We start from the raw sequence: 18,828 nt of genomic DNA, 5'->3' as shown, positions 1-18,828 counted from the left end.
TTGTGGTCTGACCCCGTTTTCCGCTGTTCGATGCGGGCGCCAGCTACCCGATCAACAAACACGTGACCGTCTCGATCAATGGACAAAATCTGTTGGACACCGAGTATGTGGCCACCTGTGACGATTCTTATGAGTGCTACCCAGGGATGCGGCGTACGCTGCTGACCAGCGCTAAATACTTCTGGTGACCAGATGCACACCATTGACTAAAAAGCGGCCTACCGAGAGGTAAGCCGCTTTTTATGTGCGCCAGGCAGGGTGCATTGACGCGCACCTAGCTCCGTAGACACCCGACGGTCGCGTTTGGCCGTTTTCTGCCGGTTGCAAGAGGCTGAATCAGCTCAAGCAAACAGCAATCTTTGAGCTATACATTCCTTGCTGGAATGCGTCACATAAAATTAATGAATTTTTATTATTGTTGTGTCTGGCGTAGCTTGATTTCAGGACATGAAGAACCGCATTGAAATCATCCCCTCTCGACTCAGCTGAAAAATTTGATACCTCACGAGCTAATGAGTACGGACGACAGAGCCGTATTGCGCTATCTGGATATGACGCCTACCAAGACTTGGCTGCGTGCATGCTGGCGGCAAGCCTGGGCAATGCAAGTTCGGCAAAAATACTGGTCGTTGGCGCTGGCGGTACGGCGCAGGAGATTATTGCGATGGCCAAGCTTGAACCGAGTTGGCGCTTCACGGCCGTTGACCCATCCGAACCGATGCTGGAGGCAGCGAAGCAGCAGTTAGAGGAAAACAACTTGCTTGAAAGAACGGCCATGCATCTTGGGCAAGTTGAAGACCTGGCAGCAGACGAGTCATACGACGCAGCGACTTTGATCGGTGTACTCCATCATCTCTATGGAGATGACGCCAAGCGACAAATTTTACGATACATTCGGGCTCATCTAAAACCGGGTGCGCCGCTGATTGTCGCGGGGAATTAATACGCATATGCCAGCCAGCCGTTACTACTTGCGGCCTGGGGGCAGCGGTGGCGGCAGCATGGGGCCAGCGCGGATGAAGTGAAGGTCAAGCTTGGGAAAATCCTTCAAGGCGCTGATCCTCCACATTCCGAGGCGGCGGTTCAGAAACTCTTGCATGACGCCGGATTTGGAGACGCTACCCGTTTCTTCAGCAGCCTTTTCTGGGGGGCGTGGTTGACTTGCAAAGTGGTCTGAACATGGCCGCGAATGATTGCTTCTAGCCGGAAGCAGTCGATCACGAACTCGGGTGAAGACTGTTAGGGTATGGGTCTATTTATTCCCAAAGAAAATCGCCGAGTCTTCGCAAAGTGAGTCACAACGACTCAGCGATCTATCGAGTTGGTGGAAGGTTAGCTGCCCGCTCCAGCAGCCCCCTCCCGCTCCATCAACTTATCCACCAACAAAACCCCCAATTCACTCAACTGGTGAATCGCCAACGCCACATCCCGCTGCTTCCCCGTCAGCTCATCCGACAGGTCCAGCAACAACGCAGTCACCGAAGAAAAAGTCTCATAGCTATTGGCAATCAGCACTTCACTGCTGGCATCGTCAGCAACGGTGAACAGCGTCGTCGAAGGTGGAGGAGGCGGCCCTGGCGGTTCGGCACCCGCGTTGAGATAGTGATCAATCGCACGATGCGCCGCCTGATTCAGTTTCAGGTCGGGGCCGTTCGGAGGGTTAGGCGTGACTTTGTGCATAACGGAATTTCCCTGTCAGGGCCGACACCGTTTCGCTACTAAACGAAAGGGTGGCAGCTGTACGCAGGTTAGTAGACCGGGGAATTCCGCAAAGCCGGCGCACCCGAAGGTGCCCTGCGCACAGCCGCCATCAAGCACAGACGGGAAGTCTGGTGGATGAAGCTTGTGCACTAAGCGAAATTCGACCACGGGCTACTAAACCCGATCACTGAGTTGTCAGCGACCGGGCCACCTTAGAGAAGCCTACTCAAGCGCACAAGCCGGCGGATTCTGACGCAACTGTAGGCAACGGAGCAAGGCGCTGCAGCTTGCTGTAGGACTTGCGCTCGTTCTGCAACACGATTTATTTCCCGTCGGACACACTACATAGATAAACGATGATGCACAGATCACCAAGTCCAGCAGGTACTTCTGCCAAGGGGGAATGGGCTCAAGAGTAGGAATCTCTCGGTGAACTCTACCGACTGCATCGCCCTGGATCCTCAGATGTCATCTAGCATCCAGACGTCTGAAGATGTTCCTATACAGAACATAGTCAGTCGAGCATTTGGTCAATCAATTTATTTGAGGTAAGGGGCCATGGACATAGCACCGACGAAAGAAGAGATCATCACTTTATTCGCGCGCGGGGAAAAGTTGGTCAGAGAAATGGCGCGCCGATTTGGGGTGAGCGCCAGGACTGACATTCAGATTATCGAAGAGCGTTTCGTCACATTGCACAACGAGGGAACCATTGACTTATTGACTCTTGTGGAGGTAGGCGAATTTCAGCGGCTCCAAGGTACTGCTTTCTTTGCAGCGTCATATTTTCTTTGCTGCCTTTTGCCTAAGTTGAATACGACTCCTGACCGAATGATGCGTTGTGTTGATGAGTTGGTAACCCGTGGAGGGCAAGACGGAGCTGCCAATGAGCCTAATGCAGCCTTTCGCGAGTGGTGTGCGGTTGTTCCAGGACGGGCAAAGGAGGTTATCGCGGCAGCGCATGCTGGTCATGAACTCGCCTGTCAGCATCTTTCGTTCGCTCTGGAGGCGGTTGATGATTTGATCGAGGCGCGTCGTTTCACATTTGAGTATGTGGGCTTACGCCGTCAGGCGGCTATTACTGCCTTAGGCCGTATGAAGCATCAAAATACCGATTCGTGCGCTGAGACATTTGCAATATTTAATACTCTGCTAGACAACGGTATTGAAGACTCCGTGAGGGCTGGAGTCCTGCTTGCGGTGATGCAAATTTTGGCGCGTGATTGTGGTGTTTCCCCTGAAAATGCGGAAATGCTTATTAGCCGTCTAGTGAGTACACCTGGACCGCTCACCTTGCACCAATGCGCGCGCGTGCTATGGGCTTATAGGCTGGCTCTGACCGAGAACATTGTCGCTTTTTTACTGGAAGCTTTGATCAGTCTGGACTCGGACAACAAGGGGACTGTCGAGTCGCTTGATCTTGGTCTTCGGGCACTGTTGGAGCATGGGTACGAGGATGCAGCTGTTTCGTTCGTAACAATGCTCCTATCACTTTCAGATAATCGCCTGAATCTTGAAGAGTTAGATAGTTTTACACAGGCAGTTCTGTCAGGTCCTCCAGACCTCTTCAGTAGATTGGTAGTTCAGTGGCTTCAGCTTGGATCTCCTCGTCTTTGTGGCGGGTTAGCTAAGGCTATTCAAGGGCCAGGGCTGGATGGTGTGCCACTAACCCTCAAAGCTGAAGACCTGAATCTTTCTCCGGCTACACAATTGTTCATCTGTCGAAAGGCAGTTGGTTGGTTTTTCTTCAAGCCAACGACGGCTGCATCCGTATTGGTTTCAGTGCTGCGCGTCTGTGAGGAGGCTACTGCTCGGGAAGTGGAGAGGCTGCTAGTGGATCCCTTGCTGAAAAACTACGGTGGGGTGCGGGATTATCTTGAAAACCTAGCCCCTGACGATGCTGCTAGTAAATCAGTGGTTTGGGCTCTTGCTCAGAACGATGCCGATCTGGAGGCCCAGCGGTCTGTGCCACTTATTCTGGAACTACAACCATCTGAGCACCATCGCCGTATAGAGAGCTTGCGTATTTCCGATCAGTTTCGAGACGGCCATAAACAAGCTCAAAGCGGGTCTGTTTTGTTGAGTATGGTGAGTCGCTCAGTGCTGCTTTATGGGAATCGTTCAATCAGTTTCGTCGACGATGGTCAAGACAAGCTCCGCCCCATGGAGATCGACCTTCACTCCCATGGTATTTCCTTCGAGATGCCAAGAATGGAGGTCGTTGATCCTGTAGGTCTCGATTACACCCTTCGTGTTTTCCGCAAGGAGGCAATGGAAAAATGAAGCTTTTGATTCGTGACTATTTGGCATCACTCAAGGAGAGGGACGAGCTAGATGCCATCCTTCCAGACCTATTGAGTGAATTAGGTTTCAACGTCTATTCGCGGCCTCAAAGAGGAACAAGTCAGCTTGGTGTGGATATTGCTGCTGTCGGGATAGACGATGATGGAGAGAAGAAGCTATTTCTATTCTCGGTCAAAAAGGGTGACCTCACCCGCCAAGATTGGGACGGCAATCCACAGGCTTTGAGATCCTCGTTGAATGAGATTCTGGATGCGTACATTCCCCATAGGATCCCGGCAAGATACAAGGGGCTTAGGGTTGTTATTTGTTTGGCTTTTGGAGGGGATGTGAATGAACAAGTACGAGAGAAGCTAACAGGCTTCATCGATAAGAACACCACGGCGACAGTCAGCTTTGATGAGTGGAATGGCGACAAGATCGCAGAAATGATTCTGAAAGGAATATTGAGGGAGGAGCTTCTCCCAAAGCCACTGCGTAGCAGTTTTCAGAAAGCTGTCGCGATGGTCGACGAACCAGAAATATCGTATGAACACTTTAGCCGTTTGGCAGCGAACCTATATAAATCGGGTTTGGTGTCGGGAAAAGCTCGTGTGCGAGCCGCTCGCCAGCTAAATATCTGTCTGTGGATTCTGTTTGTGTGGGCACGCAGTGCAGGCAATTTAGAGTCGCCGTATCGAGTAAGCGAGTTGGCAATGTTGACGGCTTGGGAGTTGCTCCGACCTACCTTAGGTAGCAAGGGGCGTGATTTAAAGGCACTGAGCATCGTAGTTAGACAGATGATCAAACTTCATCTCACAATCTCTATGGAGTTTATCGAGCAGCGAGTGATGCCGTATGCAGGTATAAGCTATGGAATATCGATGGCTACAGGTTCCCGAAGCTCGTTGGATGTGAACCTTGCTCTATTTGAGGTTCTAGGGCGCATTGGCTTAGCGGGGTTATGGCTACACTGGACTGGAGAGCGAAGCGACGAAGCAGGCCGACAACGTATAAAAAACAGCGTCATCCAGCTCACTCAAATGGGACTTGAACTTATAAAAAATAACCCCGTACTTTTCTTGCCGATAAAAGATCGGCAAGGAACTAGTATTGCTCTGTTCCTTCAGCTTTGGCTGGTCAGCGGTCTGGATGCCACGGGGGTAGCGTCTTGGCTCCAAGAAATGGCATCTCGCTTAATTTTTTCCATTCATACGCGAGGTCGCTATACCAGTTCACTTTCAGACTATCGTGACCTAGCCGAGCACCCACGTGATAGATCCGACGAATATTTCAAAGAGTCAACTGCGGGAAGCACAGTTATCCCGTTAATTGCTGCATGGTTATATGCGCTTGGTGCAACTGAGGTGGTTGAAGCTTTGAGCCGTCTTGTTCAGGAGGAGTTGAAGCATTGTACCTTGCAGCTCTGGTCCCCCGATGCAAATTCGGAGGAGAATATTTATCTTGACGTTAATTCTCATGGACGGGCTCTGTGCGGTCTACCCTTGAGTAAGGGGGGACATCAACTTATTACAACCATTGCAGATGCATGCCGTATCGATGCGAGTTTAGAGAGTCTATCAGCTATTAAATCGAGTTTTTGGCCAGTAATTATGGTCGCGTGTCACCATTATCAATTACCGGTGCCGCCGGGGTTCTGGATCAATGCTTTGACAGCGCCCGAATCTGAGGGTGAGACTGATCAGGAAGGGGCCTTAGCTATCTAGGGGCTCAAGTCCATGAGTAAAGCCCGATCATCTAGTCGTTTAGTTTGCCTAAACGACTCGACGACTCTTCGGCTATATAAATTTACCGTAGATAGCGGTTAGCTAGTGTGCGCCTCCCGCTCCATCAACTTATCCACCAACAAAACCCCCAACTCACTCAGTTGGTGAATCGCCAACGCCACATCCCGCTGCTTCCCCGTCAGCTCATCCGACAGGTCCAGCAACAACGCAGTCACCGAAGAAAAAGTCTCATAGCTATTGGCAATCAGCACTTCACGGCTGACATCGTCCGCAACGCTGAACAGCTTAGTCGAAGGTGGAGGAGGCGGCCCTGGCGGTTCGGCGCCCGCGTTGAGGTAGTGATCAATCGCACGATGCGCCGCCTGATTCAGTTTCAGGTCGGGGCCGTTCGGAGGATTAGGCGTTATTTTGAACATGGTGTAATTCCTGAATGAGGCTGACACCCTTTCGCTACTACACAAGAAGGGTGGCAGCTGTACGCAGGTTAGTAGACCGGGGAATTACACAAAGCCGGCGCACCCGAAGGCGCCCTACGCACAGCCACCATCAGGTACAGACAGGAACGTCTGATAGATGAAGCTCATGCACTAAGTGTAATTGACCCTCGGGCTACTAAACCCGATCACTGAGTTGTCAGCGACCGGGCCACCTTAGAGACGCCCACTCAAGCGCACAAGCCGGCGGATTCTGACGCAACTGTAGGCAACGGGGCAAGGCGCTGCAGCTTGCTGTAGGACATGTCTACAAGGTAGGCGCGAGCTGGCGTGCGAAGAATCCTGGAGCGCCGCGTGAAACCAGAGTCGCTGCGTTATCGTTGACGTTTTTCGCGAGCAAGCTCGCTCCTACATTGGGTTGCGTTGATCACTGGAGGTTGTTGTCGAGGGACGCTCGGCCAGCCTGCTTGGGCCGGTGGCCGAGTCGCTGGTGGGCTTGGTCACGAACGATAAGTTTGAATTTGTCCGGCAGTGCGAGGCCCACGATTGCGTGCTGTTGTTCCATGACCTGAGCAAATCACACCTCCGCCGCTGGTGCAGCATGGCGACCTGCGGCAACCGGATGAAGGTGGCGGCGTTTCGTTCCAGGAATAAACCTTGAGTCGATAGGGGCGGGCAGTTTTCTTTGATTGAACTTGGTATTGCCCAGCATTGCCCCATAACTATCCCTGTCTCCATTAACCGCAAGGACAGACCATGACCAACCCAACCGAAACCGCCATCCTCGCCGGCGGCTGCTTCTGGGGCATGCAGGACCTGTTGCGACGCTACCCCGGCGTGCTGCAGACGCGCGTCGGCTATACCGGTGGCGATGTGCCGAATGCCACCTACCGCAACCATGGCAACCATGCTGAAGCGATTGAGATCGTGTTCGACCCGGCGGTGATTTCCTACCGGCAGATCCTTGAGTTCTTTTTCCAGATCCATGATCCGAGCACGCCGAACCGGCAGGGCAATGATCTGGGGCCAAGCTATCGTTCGGCGATTTACTACCTGAGCGAGCAGCAACGGGAGATTGCCGAAGATACCGCGGCTGACGTGGATGCCTCCAACCTGTGGCCGGGGCCTGTGGTCACGGAAATTGAACCCGCCAGGGAGTTTTGGCAGGCGGAGCCGGAGCATCAGGATTATCTGGAGCGGATACCCAACGGCTATACCTGCCACTTCATCCGGCCGAACTGGAAGCTGCCCAAGCGGGCGTGAGTGTGAGTAGCGGCGGGGGAAAGGTCGCGACAGGGGAGGTCGGCCTGCCCCCCATTTCCTCATTTCGTTTCTTTTGCCTTGAATCCACTGCCCGCCTTCTAGAGAATCCCCGCCTTTGGCTCGAAAGGATGCGTGCGATGAAGTTCGAAGGGACGTTCCAATACATGGGCAATCACGGGATCGTGTTCAACGTTTCGCAGATCACCCTCACCGACAGCGAACGCGGACGCCTGCGCGAGCTGCATTTTGGCGAGGCGAAAAGTGCCCATTACGAGGTCAACAGCAAGGTCGTCGAGGTGTACGACAAGATGTTGGCCAAGAGCCTGCCGTGCATGATGATGATCGGCATCTCCAAGCCACTGACGCGGCAACAGGGCGACACCCTCAATGCCCAGCGCACCAGGATCGCCAACCTGGCCGCCAGTGCCTTCGCCGGCGCCACTTCTGCTGTGGCTTCCCCTTACGTGGGTGTTCCTGTTGGCGCGGGTGTGCGCATGTATGCCAATGAAATCCTGCCCACCTATCATGCCGGCGACGTACTGGTCAGCATCGAAGCGCAGGTCAACGGCGGCATCGGCCCGCAACGCAGCGCCTCGACACTGATCATCAAGACCTGACGGGAGAAGCACATGTCTGACATTACCCAGTTGGTCCTGGCCCTGGTGCTGTTTTTTCTGCTCGATCGGTTTGTCAAACCGTACCTGCTTCGCACGTGGCTGGGGGGGCTGCTGGTGGTGGCGGGGGCGGTCGGCTGCGTGGCGGCGAGCCAGGTCCGTCCATGGGGGGCTGACCTGGGGTTGCTGTCGATCTTTGCGGTGGCGTTGGGGGTGGGGTTGTTCCTGAAGCGGCGGCGGTTCGAGCGAGTCGGTTGAAGGGGGGGCAGCTCATTAGCCATTACAGCTCTGCTTGTTGATTTCGAACCGTCCAACCTCTTTTACGTTTTTGCTGCCGAATATGTAAATGAAGGTGCCACCCAATGAAATGATGGACTGGTCCCTTGGCATTTGCGCGGCGCAGACAGCCTGGGTGATGCTTGATTTCATCACGCCCAAGTCAACGTCCTCGGGATGGGTATCGTAATCGACCAACGTGTAATAGAACTTGAGGGCGTGACTGTTGGCCGCTTCCGCGCGAACGAAGGTTAGATGCTCGTCGATCTTTCGATTCCCGGGCGTCGTTCGTGCGGTCACGATGATGAGGTCGCTGAGGAAAGTGGTTTTACTGGGCTGGGGGGGTTCCTGGAAGGCCTGTATGACTAAAACCCCGACCAGGCTCAAAAACAGTAGCCCCCATGCCGAATACACAAACGCCTTTTTGGTTTTTGCTGTTGCCATGTCCTGGTTTCCTTGCGTTTGAGGCCCGCAGTGGCGGCGCGACGGCCTCACGGACTCAGTGGGGCGTTCCGATACCAAGGCAGGAACCCGCGAAATTGATCAGACGTGCACCGTTGGTGGCGTGAGGTCGGTTTCTTGCGCTTCGGGCGCGTCAGCAAGTTGCATGGCTGACAGCGCTTTCAGCTTGAAATAGGGGCCTGTGAAGCGTGTGCCTCCATCCAGTGTGGTGAGCGTGATCCGCTCTGAATCGCACCGATGGAAGGGGGTGAACATACGTTTCTTGGGGTAGTAAACGCCTTCCTGCGTCTCGGAATACTTCAAGGAAAGCATCGCGTTTTGCAGCGCCGCAGGGCTGACAGGGCTGGCCATGCACCACTCGGAAAGGGCGGCATCGTGGTACATCCTGTAGGTCGCCCCTATGCATGCACCCAGGGTGCCGCCGTAGAGGACGTTGACCTTGAGTGTGGCGGTGATGCCAACGCTGTGTGCAACGAACAGCATAAGGGCCGTCGCTACAAAGCAGAGGAGGGTGCTCTCCAGCAGGGCCAATGCCTTGTAAGGGTCTACGGCCAGTTGGTCTTTGAGCTTAAGTCGTGTGACGGCCGTGTCGGCGTGTTGTGGCGCGTGGGTGTCAAGCGGTTTCAAGCGTTACCCCTCCTGGGTTGAGTCTTCCTGATCGAGAACGGCTCGCATTTTACGCAAAGTAAAGCGGCTGTGCAGGACGTTTTTTTTGGGCTTCATCTCTATCGTCTGCCGCCTCAGCTTGCCCCCGATGGCGGAGTGTCAGTCGATACATGGCTGGCTGACACACCGCAATCGGGAGCAAGCCCCCTCCCACATGGGATTGATGGTGTTCTGGAGACCGAGCCGCCCCCAGAACCCAGCGCTTCAGCGCACCAGGCAAGGCTGCTTGTTGTTATAGCGCCACCCCGGAATCAGGAACTGCATCGCCACGCTGTCATCCCGTGCGCCGAGGCCCATGCCTTTGTACAGTTCGTGGGCCTTGGCCACGGCGTCCATGTCGATGTCCACGCCCAGGCCGGGCTTGGCCGGCACTTTCACATAGCCGCCTTCGATTTTCAGCGGTTCGCGGGTCAGGCGTTGGCCGTCCTGCCAGATCCAGTGGGTGTCGATGGCGGTGATGTCGCCCGGGGCGGCGGCGGCCACTTGGGTGAACATGGCCAGGGAAATATCGAAGTGGTTGTTGGAGTGCGAGCCCCAGGTCAGGCCCCACTCATGGCACATCTGCGCCACGCGCACCGAGCCTTGCAGGGTCCAGAAGTGCGGGTCGGCCAAGGGGATGTCCACCGATTGCAGCTGGATCGCGTGGCCCATTTCGCGCCAGTCGGTGGCGATCATGTTGGTGGCGGTTTTCAGGCCCGTGGCGCGGCGGAATTCGGCCATGACTTCGCGCCCCGAGTAACCGTTTTCGGCGCCGCATGGGTCTTCGGCGTAGGCGAGCACATGGTGCTGGTCGCGGCACAGGCGGATGGCTTCTTTCAATGACCAGGCGCCGTTGGGGTCGAGGGTGATGCGTGCATCGGGGAAGCGTTCGGCCAGGGCGGTGACGGCTTCGATCTCTGCGTCGCCGCTCAATACGCCGCCCTTGAGCTTGAAGTCGTTGAAGCCGTACTTGGCCTTGGCGGCTTCGGCCAGGCGCACCACGGCCTCGCTGGTCAGGGCGGTTTCATGGCGCAGGCGAAACCACGCATCGTCGCTGTCGGCTTCGTTGCGGTAAGCCAGGTCGGTGGCGCTGCGGTCGCCGACATAGAACAGGTAGCCGAGCATTTTCACCGCATCACGCTGCTGGCCTTCGCCGAGCAGGGCAGCCACCGGCACTTCGAGGAACTGGCCCAGCAGGTCGAGCAGGGCGGCTTCCATGGCGGTGACGGCATGGATGGTGATGCGCAGGTCAAAGGTTTGCAGGCCACGGCCCGCCGAATCCCGTGAGGCAAAGGTGCTGCGCATCTGGTTGAGGACGCGCTGGTACTGGCCGATGGGTTGGCCGATCACCAGGCTGCGCGCGTCTTCCAGGGTTTCGCGGATGCGTTCGCCGCCGGGCACTTCACCGACGCCGGTGTTGCCGCTGCTGTCCTTGAGAATCACGATGTTGCGGGTAAAAAACGGTCCGTGGGCGCCGCTGAGGTTGAGCAGCATGCTGTCGTGACCGGCCACCGGGATGACCTGGAAGTGGGTGATGACGGGAGTATTCATGGCTAATTCCTAAAGAGGCTCAGAGAGATTTGCTGATGGCAGCGCCGGTGGGCACGGCGCCCGGCGAGGCCGATGCGGCAGCGGGCGAGGTCTTGGCGAAGAACACCAGGATCGCGGCGAGCACCGAGGTGCCGGCCAGGCCGTAGAGACCGCCCTGGATCGAGCCGGTGGTCTGCTCCAGGAAGCCGAAGGTGGTCGGCGCAACGAAGCCACCCAGGTTGCCGATGGAGTTGATCAAGGCAATCACGGCTGCGGCGATGCGCACGTCCAGGTAGCCCTGTGGGATGGGCCAGAACAGCGAAGACGCCGACTTGAACCCAATGGCCGCAAAGCAGATCGCCACGAACGCGAAGATCGGCCCGCCGGTGGTGGACATGAACATGCCTGCTGCGGCAATCAACAGCGCAGCCGCAACCCAGGCCTGCTGGAACTTGAATTTGCCCGACAGCGTCGCGAAGGCGTACATGGCGATGATCGAGATCAGCCACGGGATCGAGTTGAAGAAACCCACCTGCACATCGCTCAGGTCACCCATCTTCTTGATGATGCTCGGCAGCCAGAACGTCGCCGCGTAGATCGTCAGTTGAATGCAGAAGTACAGGGCGCAGAACAGCAGGATCTGGCGGTCCCTGAGCAGCTTGCCGAGGGTCGGCTTGACGCTGGTCAGGGCTTCACGCTCGCGCTGTTCCTGGTCGATGGCGTTGACCAGCGCATCCTGTTCTTCACGGGTCATCCATTTGGCGTCGTGGGGCTTGGAATCGAGCCAGAACCACACAAAGAAACCGATCACCACCGAGGCCAGGCCTTCGATGGCGAACATCCATTGCCAGCCGTGGAAGCCGAACCCTTCGATCTGCAGCAGCGCGCCTGACAGCGGGCCGGAGATCAGCGAGGCCACCGCCGAGCCGCTGAGGAATATCGCAATGGCCTTGCCGCGCTCAACCCCCGGCAGCCAGCGCGTGAAGTAGTAGATCACCCCGGGGAAGAACCCGGCTTCGGCCACGCCCAGCAGGAAGCGCAGGATGTAGAAGTGGGTTTCGTTCTGGATGAACGCCATCAGCGTGGCGACGATGCCCCAGGTGAACATGATGCGGGTCAGCCAGATGCGCGCGCCGACCTTTTGCAGCAGCATGTTGGAGGGCACTTCAAAGAGCGCGTAGCCGATGAAGAACAGCCCGGCACCGAAGCCATAGGCGGCAGCTCCGATGCCCAGGTCATGTTCCATGTGCGTGCGCACAAAGCCGATATTGACCCGGTCGATGTAGTTGAGGATGAACATGATCACGAACAGTGGGAGCACATGGCCCTTCACTTTGCTCACGGCGCGCGCGAGGACCGGATCACTTTCTGGTGCGGCAGATGCATGGCTTGAATTGTTCACAATTCAAAACTCCCCCTGATTGTTTTTATGCGGGTTTGCGTGTTTTGTTGATAGACATCATACAAGTTAGTTTCTGGGATTCGCAATGCGGTCGTGAGTGATTTGTTCTTATAAGACCGTACGGTTATCGGGTATTTTGGTTATTTGATTAATGTTTATTGGGGTTTTTGGCGGGGTAAAGAAGGTTGGTTGTCGCGAGTTCTTCACGGTGACGATGATTGAGGTAAGGCAGGCATCAGATTGGTTGTCATACAAGTTGACTGGCTTTTGAATCAACACCGCCTCGTGCCCGATCGGGATGTTAAGCTCCCTCCAGCCCAACCCCGTGGACCCGCAACGATGCCCATTGATAGTGGACCTCCCGTCCGTAGACGCTCCAACAACCTGGCCCAAGGCGTGCTCGACGCCCTGACCCAGCGCATCCTGCTTGGGCAGTTGAAGCCCGGTGAAAAGCTGCCGTCCGAATCCACCATCGTGCTCGAGCATGGGGTGAGCCGGACCGTGGTGCGCGAGGCCCTGTCCAAGCTGCAAGCCTCGGGGCTGGTGGAGACGCGCCATGGCATCGGCACCTTTGTGCTGGCGCAACAGGCCCAGCAAGGCTTGCGCCTGCATGTGGACACCGTCGCCAGCGTGCGCAACATGCTCGAGCTGCGCCTGGGCCTGGAAGTGCAGGCGGTGGCGCTGGCCGCCGTGCGCAGGTCCGACGCGCAGCTGGCCCACATGCGCGCCGCTCTCGACGACTACCAGGCCTCGCTGGCCAACAACGACAGCTGCGTGGAAGAGGACAGGCGTTTTCACCAGTTGATCGCCGAAGCCACCGGCAACACGTTCTTCACCGAGATCATGCAGCACCTGGGCAATGCGATGATTCCGCGTACCCAGGTGAAGGGCGCCGAGCGCGGCGGGGCGGACTTTGCCAAGCTCGGGCAACTGGCGAACCTGGAGCATGAGGCGATCTTCAACGCGATCAAGCGCCAGGACCCGGATGCCGCAAGGGCGGCGATGGTGTTGCATCTGACCAACAGCCGGGATCGATTTTCCGGCGAATAAAAAGGAACACAGGTTGAACGAACACACCTTGTCCATGCGCCTGGAGCGCGTGGCCGCGCAGGTGCCGAGGGGCGCGCGGCTGGCCGATATCGGCTCGGACCACGCCTACCTGCCGGTGGCCTTGATGCGCCGTGGCGTGATTGAGGCGGCGGTGGCGGGCGAGGTGGCGAGCACGCCGTTCCACGCGGCGCAGCGCACCGTGCGTGACAATGGCCTGGAGCAGCACGTCACGGTGCGCCTGGCCGATGGGCTGGCGGCGATAGAGCCGGCGGACGCGATCACCGCGATCAGCGTCTGCGGCATGGGCGGCGAGACGATCCGCGACATCCTCGACAGCGGCAAGGCCCACCTCAGCGGCCGCGAACGTCTGATCCTGCAACCCAACGGCGGCGAACAGCCGTTGCGCTACTGGTTGATGAGCAATGGCTACCGCATCCTCAGTGAGGAGCTGCTGCATGAAAACCGCTTCTACTATGAAATCATCACGGCCGAGCGCGCCGAACCCGTGGTGTACAGCGCTGAGGAGCTGTACTTCGGCCCCTTGCACCTGCAGGCCCGCAGCCCGGCGTTCCTCGCCAAGTGGCAGCGTGCGTTGCGTCTGAAAAAACGCACCCTGGCGGGCTTTGAACAGGCTCGGCAGCCGGTGCCGCACGCGAAGGCGCAAGCCATCGCCCAGCAGGTCCAGTGGATTACCCGGCTGCTGGCGTAAATAGGCCGCTGGACTCCCTTCAAGTTCTCCCCATGGGCGGCCGATAGGCTGTGGTGATTGAGGGCGTTTCAGTGCGCGCCTCGGGTGGTCGTCTCCGCAGGTGACGATGCCTGTGTCGCAACTGGGTGCTTTCGCCCCATTTTCGAGCACGCCCCGGGCCGTATTGGCGCGTGGCGTGCCCTGTTTCAGGGCTGTGCAGCAGCGGCCCGTATCTTGCTAGTGCCAACCTAATCAATGACATGGCATTTTGCCGTTAGTCATTTCAAGGCTTCGCCTGCCGTCTAACGCGTGGGTTGTTTTTGGGAGTGGACATGCACAGCCTTTTATCACCCGGTATCCGCCTGCTCGGACGTTTCGGCTTCGCGCGTAAGTTCCAGATCCTGTTCTTCCTGTTCATGCTGCCCCTGGCGGGCAGCCTGTGGATGATCGGCCAGGACTATCGCGACAAGTTAGGCGTGATTTCCGCTGAGCAGTCCGGCCTTCGTCAACTGTTGGCCCTGGACGCGCTGGATGGCCAATTGACCGTCCAACGTAACCTGGCTGCGCGCTGGAAAGCGGCGGACATCCTGCATGCCCCGACGCCAGCGGCGAAGGCGGCGATGGATAAGGTGGATGCCAATTTCCCGCTGATCCTGCAAAGCCTGCAGGCCCTCGGTGATGCCCTGAAAACCCAGAACGCCGGCGCTGACGTCCTGGCCCGCTTCGAGGCTTTGCAGGCCACGGTCAAGGGCATGGACTCGGCGTCCCTGCGCACCGTGGGTTGGTGGCCGGATGGCTACGACCGCTTCACCGCCGCGCTGACGGCGATGCAGGCCCTGCGCGAACAGATCACCCTCGACGCCGGCCTGATCCTCGATCCCTGGTTGGAAACCTACATGCTCATGCAGATGGGCACCCAGCAAACGCCCGACCTGATCGAGCGTATCGGGCGGATGGCCAGTGTGGGGCAGTCCTCGATTTCCTCGGGGCAGTTCACCTTGCAGAGCCGTTTGCAGATGCGCGACTTGCGCAGCCGCATCGGCGATGCGCGGGATCAACTGGTCAAGGCTGCGGCTTCGCTCAAGGCCAAGCAATACGCCGGGATGGAACCGTGGACAGCGCAATACGACACCAGCCTGCAGTTGTTGGATAACGAACTCAAAGTGCTCGACGACGGCGTGTTCGGCGGCAGCATCAAGCTGGATACGGCCGGTTTCGAGCGCAGTATCGACGCCATGCTTACCTCGCTTGGCGCGTTGCGTGTTCAGTCGCTGACGTCGATGGATGCGCGCCTGGACTACTACCACGAGCACGCGAACACGCAATTCATACCGATGGCGGCAACGTTCAGCCTGTTGGCGTTGGCGGCGCTGTACCTGTTCATGTGCCTGCAAGCGTCCATCCGTCGAAGCGCCAGCGGCATCACTACGCTGGCCGAGTCCCTGCGCGACGGCAACCTGTGCGTGGCCGTGACGGTAGAAGGGCGCGACGAACTCGCGGCGATCAGCACCGCGCTGAACGTCGCGGTGGTGCAATTGCGCACCAGCCTGCTCGGCGTCAATCACGAAACCCAGCAGCTTGGCTCGGCGGTGCTTACTCTGAATTCGCAATCGGGCAGCACCCTCAGCGAAGTCGAGGACCAGCAGCACCAGATCAGCCAGATCGCCGCCGCCGCCACGCAGTTGGCCGCCACGTCCATGGGCGTCGCGCGCAGCTGCGAGCAGGCCTCGGGCAGTGCCCAGCAGACCCGGCGCATCGCCGAGGACAGCAGCCGCGACAGCCAGCGCACCACCGCCAGCATCCAGCAGCTCAACCAGCGCCTGACCGACACCTCGGACGCCTTGCAGCAGGTCAGCCAGCAAGGCCAGCAGATTCAATCGGTGGTCGACACCATTCGTGGCATCGCCGAGCAGACCAACCTGCTGGCGCTTAACGCCGCCATTGAAGCTGCACGCGCAGGCGAGCAGGGCCGGGGCTTTGCGGTGGTCGCCGATGAGGTGCGCAGCCTGTCGCAACGCACCCAGGCCTCGACGGCGCAGATCGCCGGCACCGTCGACAGCCTGCGCGCCACCGTGAGCCAGGCGGTGACGCTGATGGGCGCCGCGTGTGAGCAGGCGTTGACCGATGCCGAGTCCGTCACCGGCCTGGGCACGCGCCTGGGCGAGATTGCCGGCGCGGTGCAGAACGTCACCGACACCCTGGCGCAAATCGCCACGGCCGTGGAGGAGCAGGCAGCGACGGCGGATGAAGTGAGCGGCAATATCCAGCAAGTCGACCAGGCCGCCGGGCGCCTGCTGGACGGTGCCCGCGCGGTAAACCGTGCGGCGGACACCTTGAGCAAGGGCAGCCAGGCGTTGAGTGATAACACCGCACGCTTTCGCCTGAGCTGAGGCCTGTAAACCCTCAAGATCCAACCCTGTGGTGGGGGCAAGTCCCCTCCCACAGGTTCAGGTCAGTTGGCCGAGGTATGCAGCACCTCAATCCACAGCGCCCCCTTGCCCGACGCCGCTTCCCCCACCCGCTTCAACGCACCGCTGGCGCTGACTGCATAGGTGCCGACCTTGTCGCTTTTCTCGCCGGTCACCAGCAGCCAATGCCCGTTGGGGGAGAACGCGATATTGCGCGGCTGCTTCTCCTCGACCGGGTAGTTGTCGACATAGCGCAGGCCGCCGGTGGCGGTATCCACCGCAAACGCCGACACCGAACTGCTGGTGCGCTCGCTCATCAGCAACAGCTTGCCGTCCGGCGACAGGCGCAGGTCGGCCGCCCAGATGCGCGGCGTCGGGTCGTCTTTCAGGTCATTGTTGCGCGCGTCACGCACTTCACCATGGGCCAGTTTCAAACGCTCGGGAATGCCATTGGCCACGCCAATCTGGGTCAGCGCGCCGGTACTGTCATCGATGGCAAACGCGGTGACAGTGCCGCTCATTTCACCGACCACATACAGGTACTTGCCGTTGGCCGAAAACGCCAGGTGCCGAGGCCCGGTATTGGCCGGCACGCTCACGAAGCCGCTTCCGATCGGGGTGAGTGCGCCGGTGTTGGCATCGAAGCGGTATTGCAGCACATGGTCCGTGCCCAGATTGCCGGCGTAGGCAAAGCGATTGCTGGGGTCGGTGCGCAGCGAGTGGGCATGCAGGCCGGTCTTGTAGGTGTGGATAGGTTCAGGCTTGTCGATGGGCTGGACGCTGAGGGTATCGGCACCGTAGGACGCCGCGAGCAAATAGCGCCCGGTGCGGTCGGTGGCCAGGTACGCCATGCTTTCGGCCAGTGGCGCCTTGGACTGCGGCGTCAGGCGGCCGGTTGTCGGGTCGATGCTGAAGCCCTGGACCTGAAACGGCTTGACCCGTAACGCCGCGAACAAGGTCTTGCCGTCGGGGCTGAGGGCCATGGGGTTGACCTGGTCGCCGGCCGTCACTTGCTCGACCAGGCTCAGGGCGCCGTTACTTTCGTCGAGGCGGTACTGGGAAATCAGCCCGTCAACCGGGCTGGAGATGTACGCAAACGTGGCGGCGTGGGCGTGGGCACTGAGGCCGCAGACCACAGCGGCGGCCAGGAGCAGGGGTTTGTTCACAGGTGATCCTTTATTGTTATGGGTGTGATCAGTCATCGTATGACTGTAGGCGGGTCTCGGCAATGATTGTTTTATCGGTGGTCGGGGCGCTGTATCTCTGCCCGCGCCAAGGGCATGATGCGCGGCATGCATAACGATCCCATAGCACTTTACTGGCGCTTCAAGGCCCCCGATCCCGGCATTGGCCCGCGCGAACAGGCACCGATGCTCGCCCAGGAGCAGGCCTGGGCACGGGAGCATGCAGCCGGGCATCACTTCAGTTGGATCGAAGTGCTGCTGCCGCCGCTGTGCTTTGGTGTGTTCCTGCCCAGCCTGGTGTTCATGCTGGGCGTGTGGCTGTACGGGGCCGCGTTCGCGCCAGGGCTGGACGTGGACCGTGTCATCGGCGACACCTTTGCCTGGCAGGTATTGGCGGCGGTGGTCTTTACGGCGGCCTGGGGGCTGCGCAACTACCTGCGTGATACCCGCGATCCCATCAAGCGCTACTGGCAGGCCATGCCGGACCAGGGCGTGGTCGAGCTGGAGCGCCACAGGCTGGTATCGGGCACCAGCCTGTGGGCCTCGGACTACGATCCCGACTGCAACGCCCTGATGCAATGGAAAAACGGCCAGCTCGAACGCACCCAGAGCAGCGGGGTGTCGCAGTGGATCGTCGCCAAGACCACGGCGGGCCACTGGCTGGTATTCAAGGACGAATACCCCGGTGACTTCACCTACAACCGAGTCGGCCGCATGCCGGCACCGGACAAACAACTGCAACCCTGCCAGGACCTGGCCTTTACCTTCGCCCCCGGCACCAACCTGATGCTGGGCCGACGTTTCGACGGCGAACCGCTGCCCTTGCTGGACACCGGGTATTGGCTGGCGGCCGATGAGCTCAAGCGCCTTACTGCAATCGCCCATCATTGGGCGTTTTTCCCCCCGGACCGCTATGGCGTGGTCAATCCCCGGAACGGGCCGTGGGTGCAGCAACTGTTGGACAAGGCACAAGCCGATGGCGAGGTGGCCGGGGGAACGGGTTGTACGCCCGCGTAGTGGTGAACGGACTTTTTGTGGTGAGCGGGCTTCTGTGGTGAGCGGGCTTGCCCCGCGCCGGGCTGCGAAGCGGCCCCAAAAGCTGTTATCCGGATTTACCTGGAAAAACGTGGTGCTCTTGATGGG

General features: G+C 58.6%; 17 protein-coding genes and 2 pseudogenes. 12 read left to right on the top strand and 7 right to left on the bottom strand.

Features of this window, described 5'->3' with window-relative positions; genetic code table 11:
* Positions 1-17: 17 nt before the first annotated feature.
* Both J1N02_RS04065 and J1N02_RS04060 read left to right on the top strand, forming a co-directional pair.
* A pseudogene (locus tag J1N02_RS04065) lies at positions 18-188 on the top strand (TonB-dependent siderophore receptor); the annotation flags it as partial.
* A 272-nt stretch (positions 189-460) separates the two neighbouring features.
* Positions 461-1,177 (top strand): annotated as a pseudogene (locus J1N02_RS04060) (class I SAM-dependent methyltransferase).
* A 155-nt stretch (positions 1,178-1,332) separates the two neighbouring features.
* Here the strand turns inward: J1N02_RS04060 and J1N02_RS04055 are convergent.
* On the bottom strand, positions 1,333-1,680 hold the full coding sequence (locus J1N02_RS04055; RefSeq protein ID WP_405125570.1) for a DUF6124 family protein: 348 nt from the start codon (positions 1,678-1,680) through the stop codon (positions 1,333-1,335).
* 579 nt (positions 1,681-2,259) lie between these two features.
* On the opposite strand from J1N02_RS04055, the gene J1N02_RS04050 reads away from it, so the two are divergent.
* Together J1N02_RS04050 and J1N02_RS04045 are read left to right on the top strand one after the other, a co-directional pair.
* Positions 2,260-3,984, top strand: a complete 1,725-nt coding sequence (locus tag J1N02_RS04050; RefSeq protein WP_405125571.1) for a hypothetical protein — start codon at positions 2,260-2,262, stop codon at positions 3,982-3,984.
* Positions 3,981-5,708, top strand: a complete 1,728-nt coding sequence (locus J1N02_RS04045) for a chemotaxis protein (protein WP_405125572.1) — start codon at positions 3,981-3,983, stop codon at positions 5,706-5,708. The genes J1N02_RS04050 and J1N02_RS04045 overlap by 4 nt, the downstream gene beginning before the upstream one ends.
* Positions 5,709-5,806: 98 nt before the next feature.
* On the opposite strand, the gene J1N02_RS04040 is transcribed toward J1N02_RS04045, so the two are convergent.
* A complete protein-coding gene (locus J1N02_RS04040; RefSeq protein ID WP_421147171.1) occupies positions 5,807-6,145 on the bottom strand; it encodes a DUF6124 family protein in 339 nt (112 codons plus the stop codon).
* A gap of 493 nt (positions 6,146-6,638) precedes the next feature.
* Here J1N02_RS04040 and J1N02_RS04035 point away from each other — a divergent pair, with 493 nt between their 5' ends.
* The 4 genes from J1N02_RS04035 (at position 6,639) to J1N02_RS04020 (ending at position 8,298) form a co-directional block, all read left to right on the top strand.
* Complete coding sequence (locus J1N02_RS04035) at positions 6,639-6,824, top strand: CGNR zinc finger domain-containing protein (RefSeq protein ID WP_421147170.1); 186 nt, start codon at positions 6,639-6,641, stop codon at positions 6,822-6,824.
* Positions 6,825-6,919: 95 nt separating this feature from the next.
* Positions 6,920-7,426, top strand: a complete 507-nt coding sequence (gene msrA / locus J1N02_RS04030) for a peptide-methionine (S)-S-oxide reductase MsrA (protein WP_027604018.1) — start codon at positions 6,920-6,922, stop codon at positions 7,424-7,426.
* Positions 7,427-7,563: 137 nt separating this feature from the next.
* A complete protein-coding gene (locus J1N02_RS04025) occupies positions 7,564-8,043 on the top strand; it encodes a hypothetical protein (RefSeq protein WP_027604019.1) in 480 nt (159 codons plus the stop codon).
* Between the two features lie 12 nt (positions 8,044-8,055).
* Entirely contained in the window at positions 8,056-8,298 is a 243-nt protein-coding gene (locus J1N02_RS04020; RefSeq protein WP_027604020.1) for a hypothetical protein, read from the top strand.
* Between the two features lie 15 nt (positions 8,299-8,313).
* Here J1N02_RS04020 and J1N02_RS04015 read toward each other — a convergent pair whose 3' ends face one another.
* The 4 genes from J1N02_RS04015 to J1N02_RS04000 all read right to left on the bottom strand — a co-directional run bounded on the left by J1N02_RS04015 (position 8,314) and on the right by J1N02_RS04000 (position 12,355).
* On the bottom strand, positions 8,314-8,760 hold the full coding sequence (locus tag J1N02_RS04015) for a hypothetical protein (protein WP_027604021.1): 447 nt from the start codon (positions 8,758-8,760) through the stop codon (positions 8,314-8,316).
* A gap of 99 nt (positions 8,761-8,859) precedes the next feature.
* On the bottom strand, positions 8,860-9,405 hold the full coding sequence (locus J1N02_RS04010; RefSeq protein ID WP_421147169.1) for a hypothetical protein: 546 nt from the start codon (positions 9,403-9,405) through the stop codon (positions 8,860-8,862).
* 243 nt (positions 9,406-9,648) lie between these two features.
* Entirely contained in the window at positions 9,649-10,974 is a 1,326-nt protein-coding gene (gudD, locus tag J1N02_RS04005; RefSeq protein WP_092354974.1) for a glucarate dehydratase, read from the bottom strand.
* 19 nt (positions 10,975-10,993) lie between these two features.
* Entirely contained in the window at positions 10,994-12,355 is a 1,362-nt protein-coding gene (locus J1N02_RS04000) for an MFS transporter (protein ID WP_027604026.1), read from the bottom strand.
* 339 nt (positions 12,356-12,694) lie between these two features.
* On the opposite strand from J1N02_RS04000, the gene J1N02_RS03995 reads away from it, so the two are divergent.
* From J1N02_RS03995 to J1N02_RS03985, 3 genes are all read left to right on the top strand, one after another.
* Positions 12,695-13,405, top strand: a complete 711-nt coding sequence (locus tag J1N02_RS03995; RefSeq protein WP_027604027.1) for a FadR/GntR family transcriptional regulator — start codon at positions 12,695-12,697, stop codon at positions 13,403-13,405.
* Between the two features lie 13 nt (positions 13,406-13,418).
* Complete coding sequence (locus tag J1N02_RS03990) at positions 13,419-14,114, top strand: tRNA (adenine(22)-N(1))-methyltransferase (RefSeq protein ID WP_421147168.1); 696 nt, start codon at positions 13,419-13,421, stop codon at positions 14,112-14,114.
* 311 nt (positions 14,115-14,425) lie between these two features.
* On the top strand, positions 14,426-16,483 hold the full coding sequence (locus J1N02_RS03985) for a methyl-accepting chemotaxis protein (protein ID WP_027604029.1): 2,058 nt from the start codon (positions 14,426-14,428) through the stop codon (positions 16,481-16,483).
* A 62-nt stretch (positions 16,484-16,545) separates the two neighbouring features.
* Here the strand turns inward: J1N02_RS03985 and J1N02_RS03980 are convergent, their stop codons facing one another.
* Positions 16,546-17,667, bottom strand: a complete 1,122-nt coding sequence (locus J1N02_RS03980) for a lactonase family protein (RefSeq protein WP_098479014.1) — start codon at positions 17,665-17,667, stop codon at positions 16,546-16,548.
* A 126-nt stretch (positions 17,668-17,793) separates the two neighbouring features.
* Between J1N02_RS03980 and J1N02_RS03975 the strand changes: the two genes are divergently transcribed.
* Positions 17,794-18,702 carry a hypothetical protein gene (locus J1N02_RS03975; protein ID WP_256221100.1) on the top strand — a complete coding sequence of 303 codons (909 nt, stop codon included), beginning with the start codon at positions 17,794-17,796 and terminating at the stop codon, positions 18,700-18,702.
* Positions 18,703-18,828 lie beyond the last annotated feature (126 nt).

The sequence above is a fragment of the Pseudomonas sp. NFX5 genome, assembly GCF_049132125.1.
GTDB classification, from domain to species: domain Bacteria; phylum Pseudomonadota; class Gammaproteobacteria; order Pseudomonadales; family Pseudomonadaceae; genus Aquipseudomonas; species Aquipseudomonas marginalis.
The sequence above is the reverse complement of the archived record's forward strand: the minus strand, read 5'-3'. Positions and strand labels throughout refer to the sequence as shown.

Bases quoted from the DNA above. Each gene is read 5' to 3' on its own strand.
- J1N02_RS04055 (WP_405125570.1), bottom strand. From the start codon at position 1,680: ATGCACAAAGTCACGCCTAACCCTCCGAACGGCCCCGACCTGAAACTG.
- J1N02_RS04050 (WP_405125571.1), top strand. From the start codon at position 2,260: ATGGACATAGCACCGACGAAAGAAGAGATCATCACTTTATTCGCGCGC.
- J1N02_RS04045 (WP_405125572.1), top strand. From the start codon at position 3,981: ATGAAGCTTTTGATTCGTGACTATTTGGCATCACTCAAGGAGAGGGAC.
- J1N02_RS04040 (WP_421147171.1), bottom strand. From the start codon at position 6,145: ATGTTCAAAATAACGCCTAATCCTCCGAACGGCCCCGACCTGAAACTG.
- msrA (WP_027604018.1), top strand. From the start codon at position 6,920: ATGACCAACCCAACCGAAACCGCCATCCTCGCCGGCGGCTGCTTCTGG.
- J1N02_RS04025 (WP_027604019.1), top strand. From the start codon at position 7,564: ATGAAGTTCGAAGGGACGTTCCAATACATGGGCAATCACGGGATCGTG.
- J1N02_RS04020 (WP_027604020.1), top strand. From the start codon at position 8,056: ATGTCTGACATTACCCAGTTGGTCCTGGCCCTGGTGCTGTTTTTTCTG.
- J1N02_RS04015 (WP_027604021.1), bottom strand. From the start codon at position 8,760: ATGGCAACAGCAAAAACCAAAAAGGCGTTTGTGTATTCGGCATGGGGG.
- gudD (WP_092354974.1), bottom strand. From the start codon at position 10,974: ATGAATACTCCCGTCATCACCCACTTCCAGGTCATCCCGGTGGCCGGT.
- J1N02_RS03995 (WP_027604027.1), top strand. From the start codon at position 12,695: ATGCCCATTGATAGTGGACCTCCCGTCCGTAGACGCTCCAACAACCTG.
- J1N02_RS03985 (WP_027604029.1), top strand. From the start codon at position 14,426: ATGCACAGCCTTTTATCACCCGGTATCCGCCTGCTCGGACGTTTCGGC.
- J1N02_RS03975 (WP_256221100.1), top strand. From the start codon at position 17,794: ATGCATAACGATCCCATAGCACTTTACTGGCGCTTCAAGGCCCCCGAT.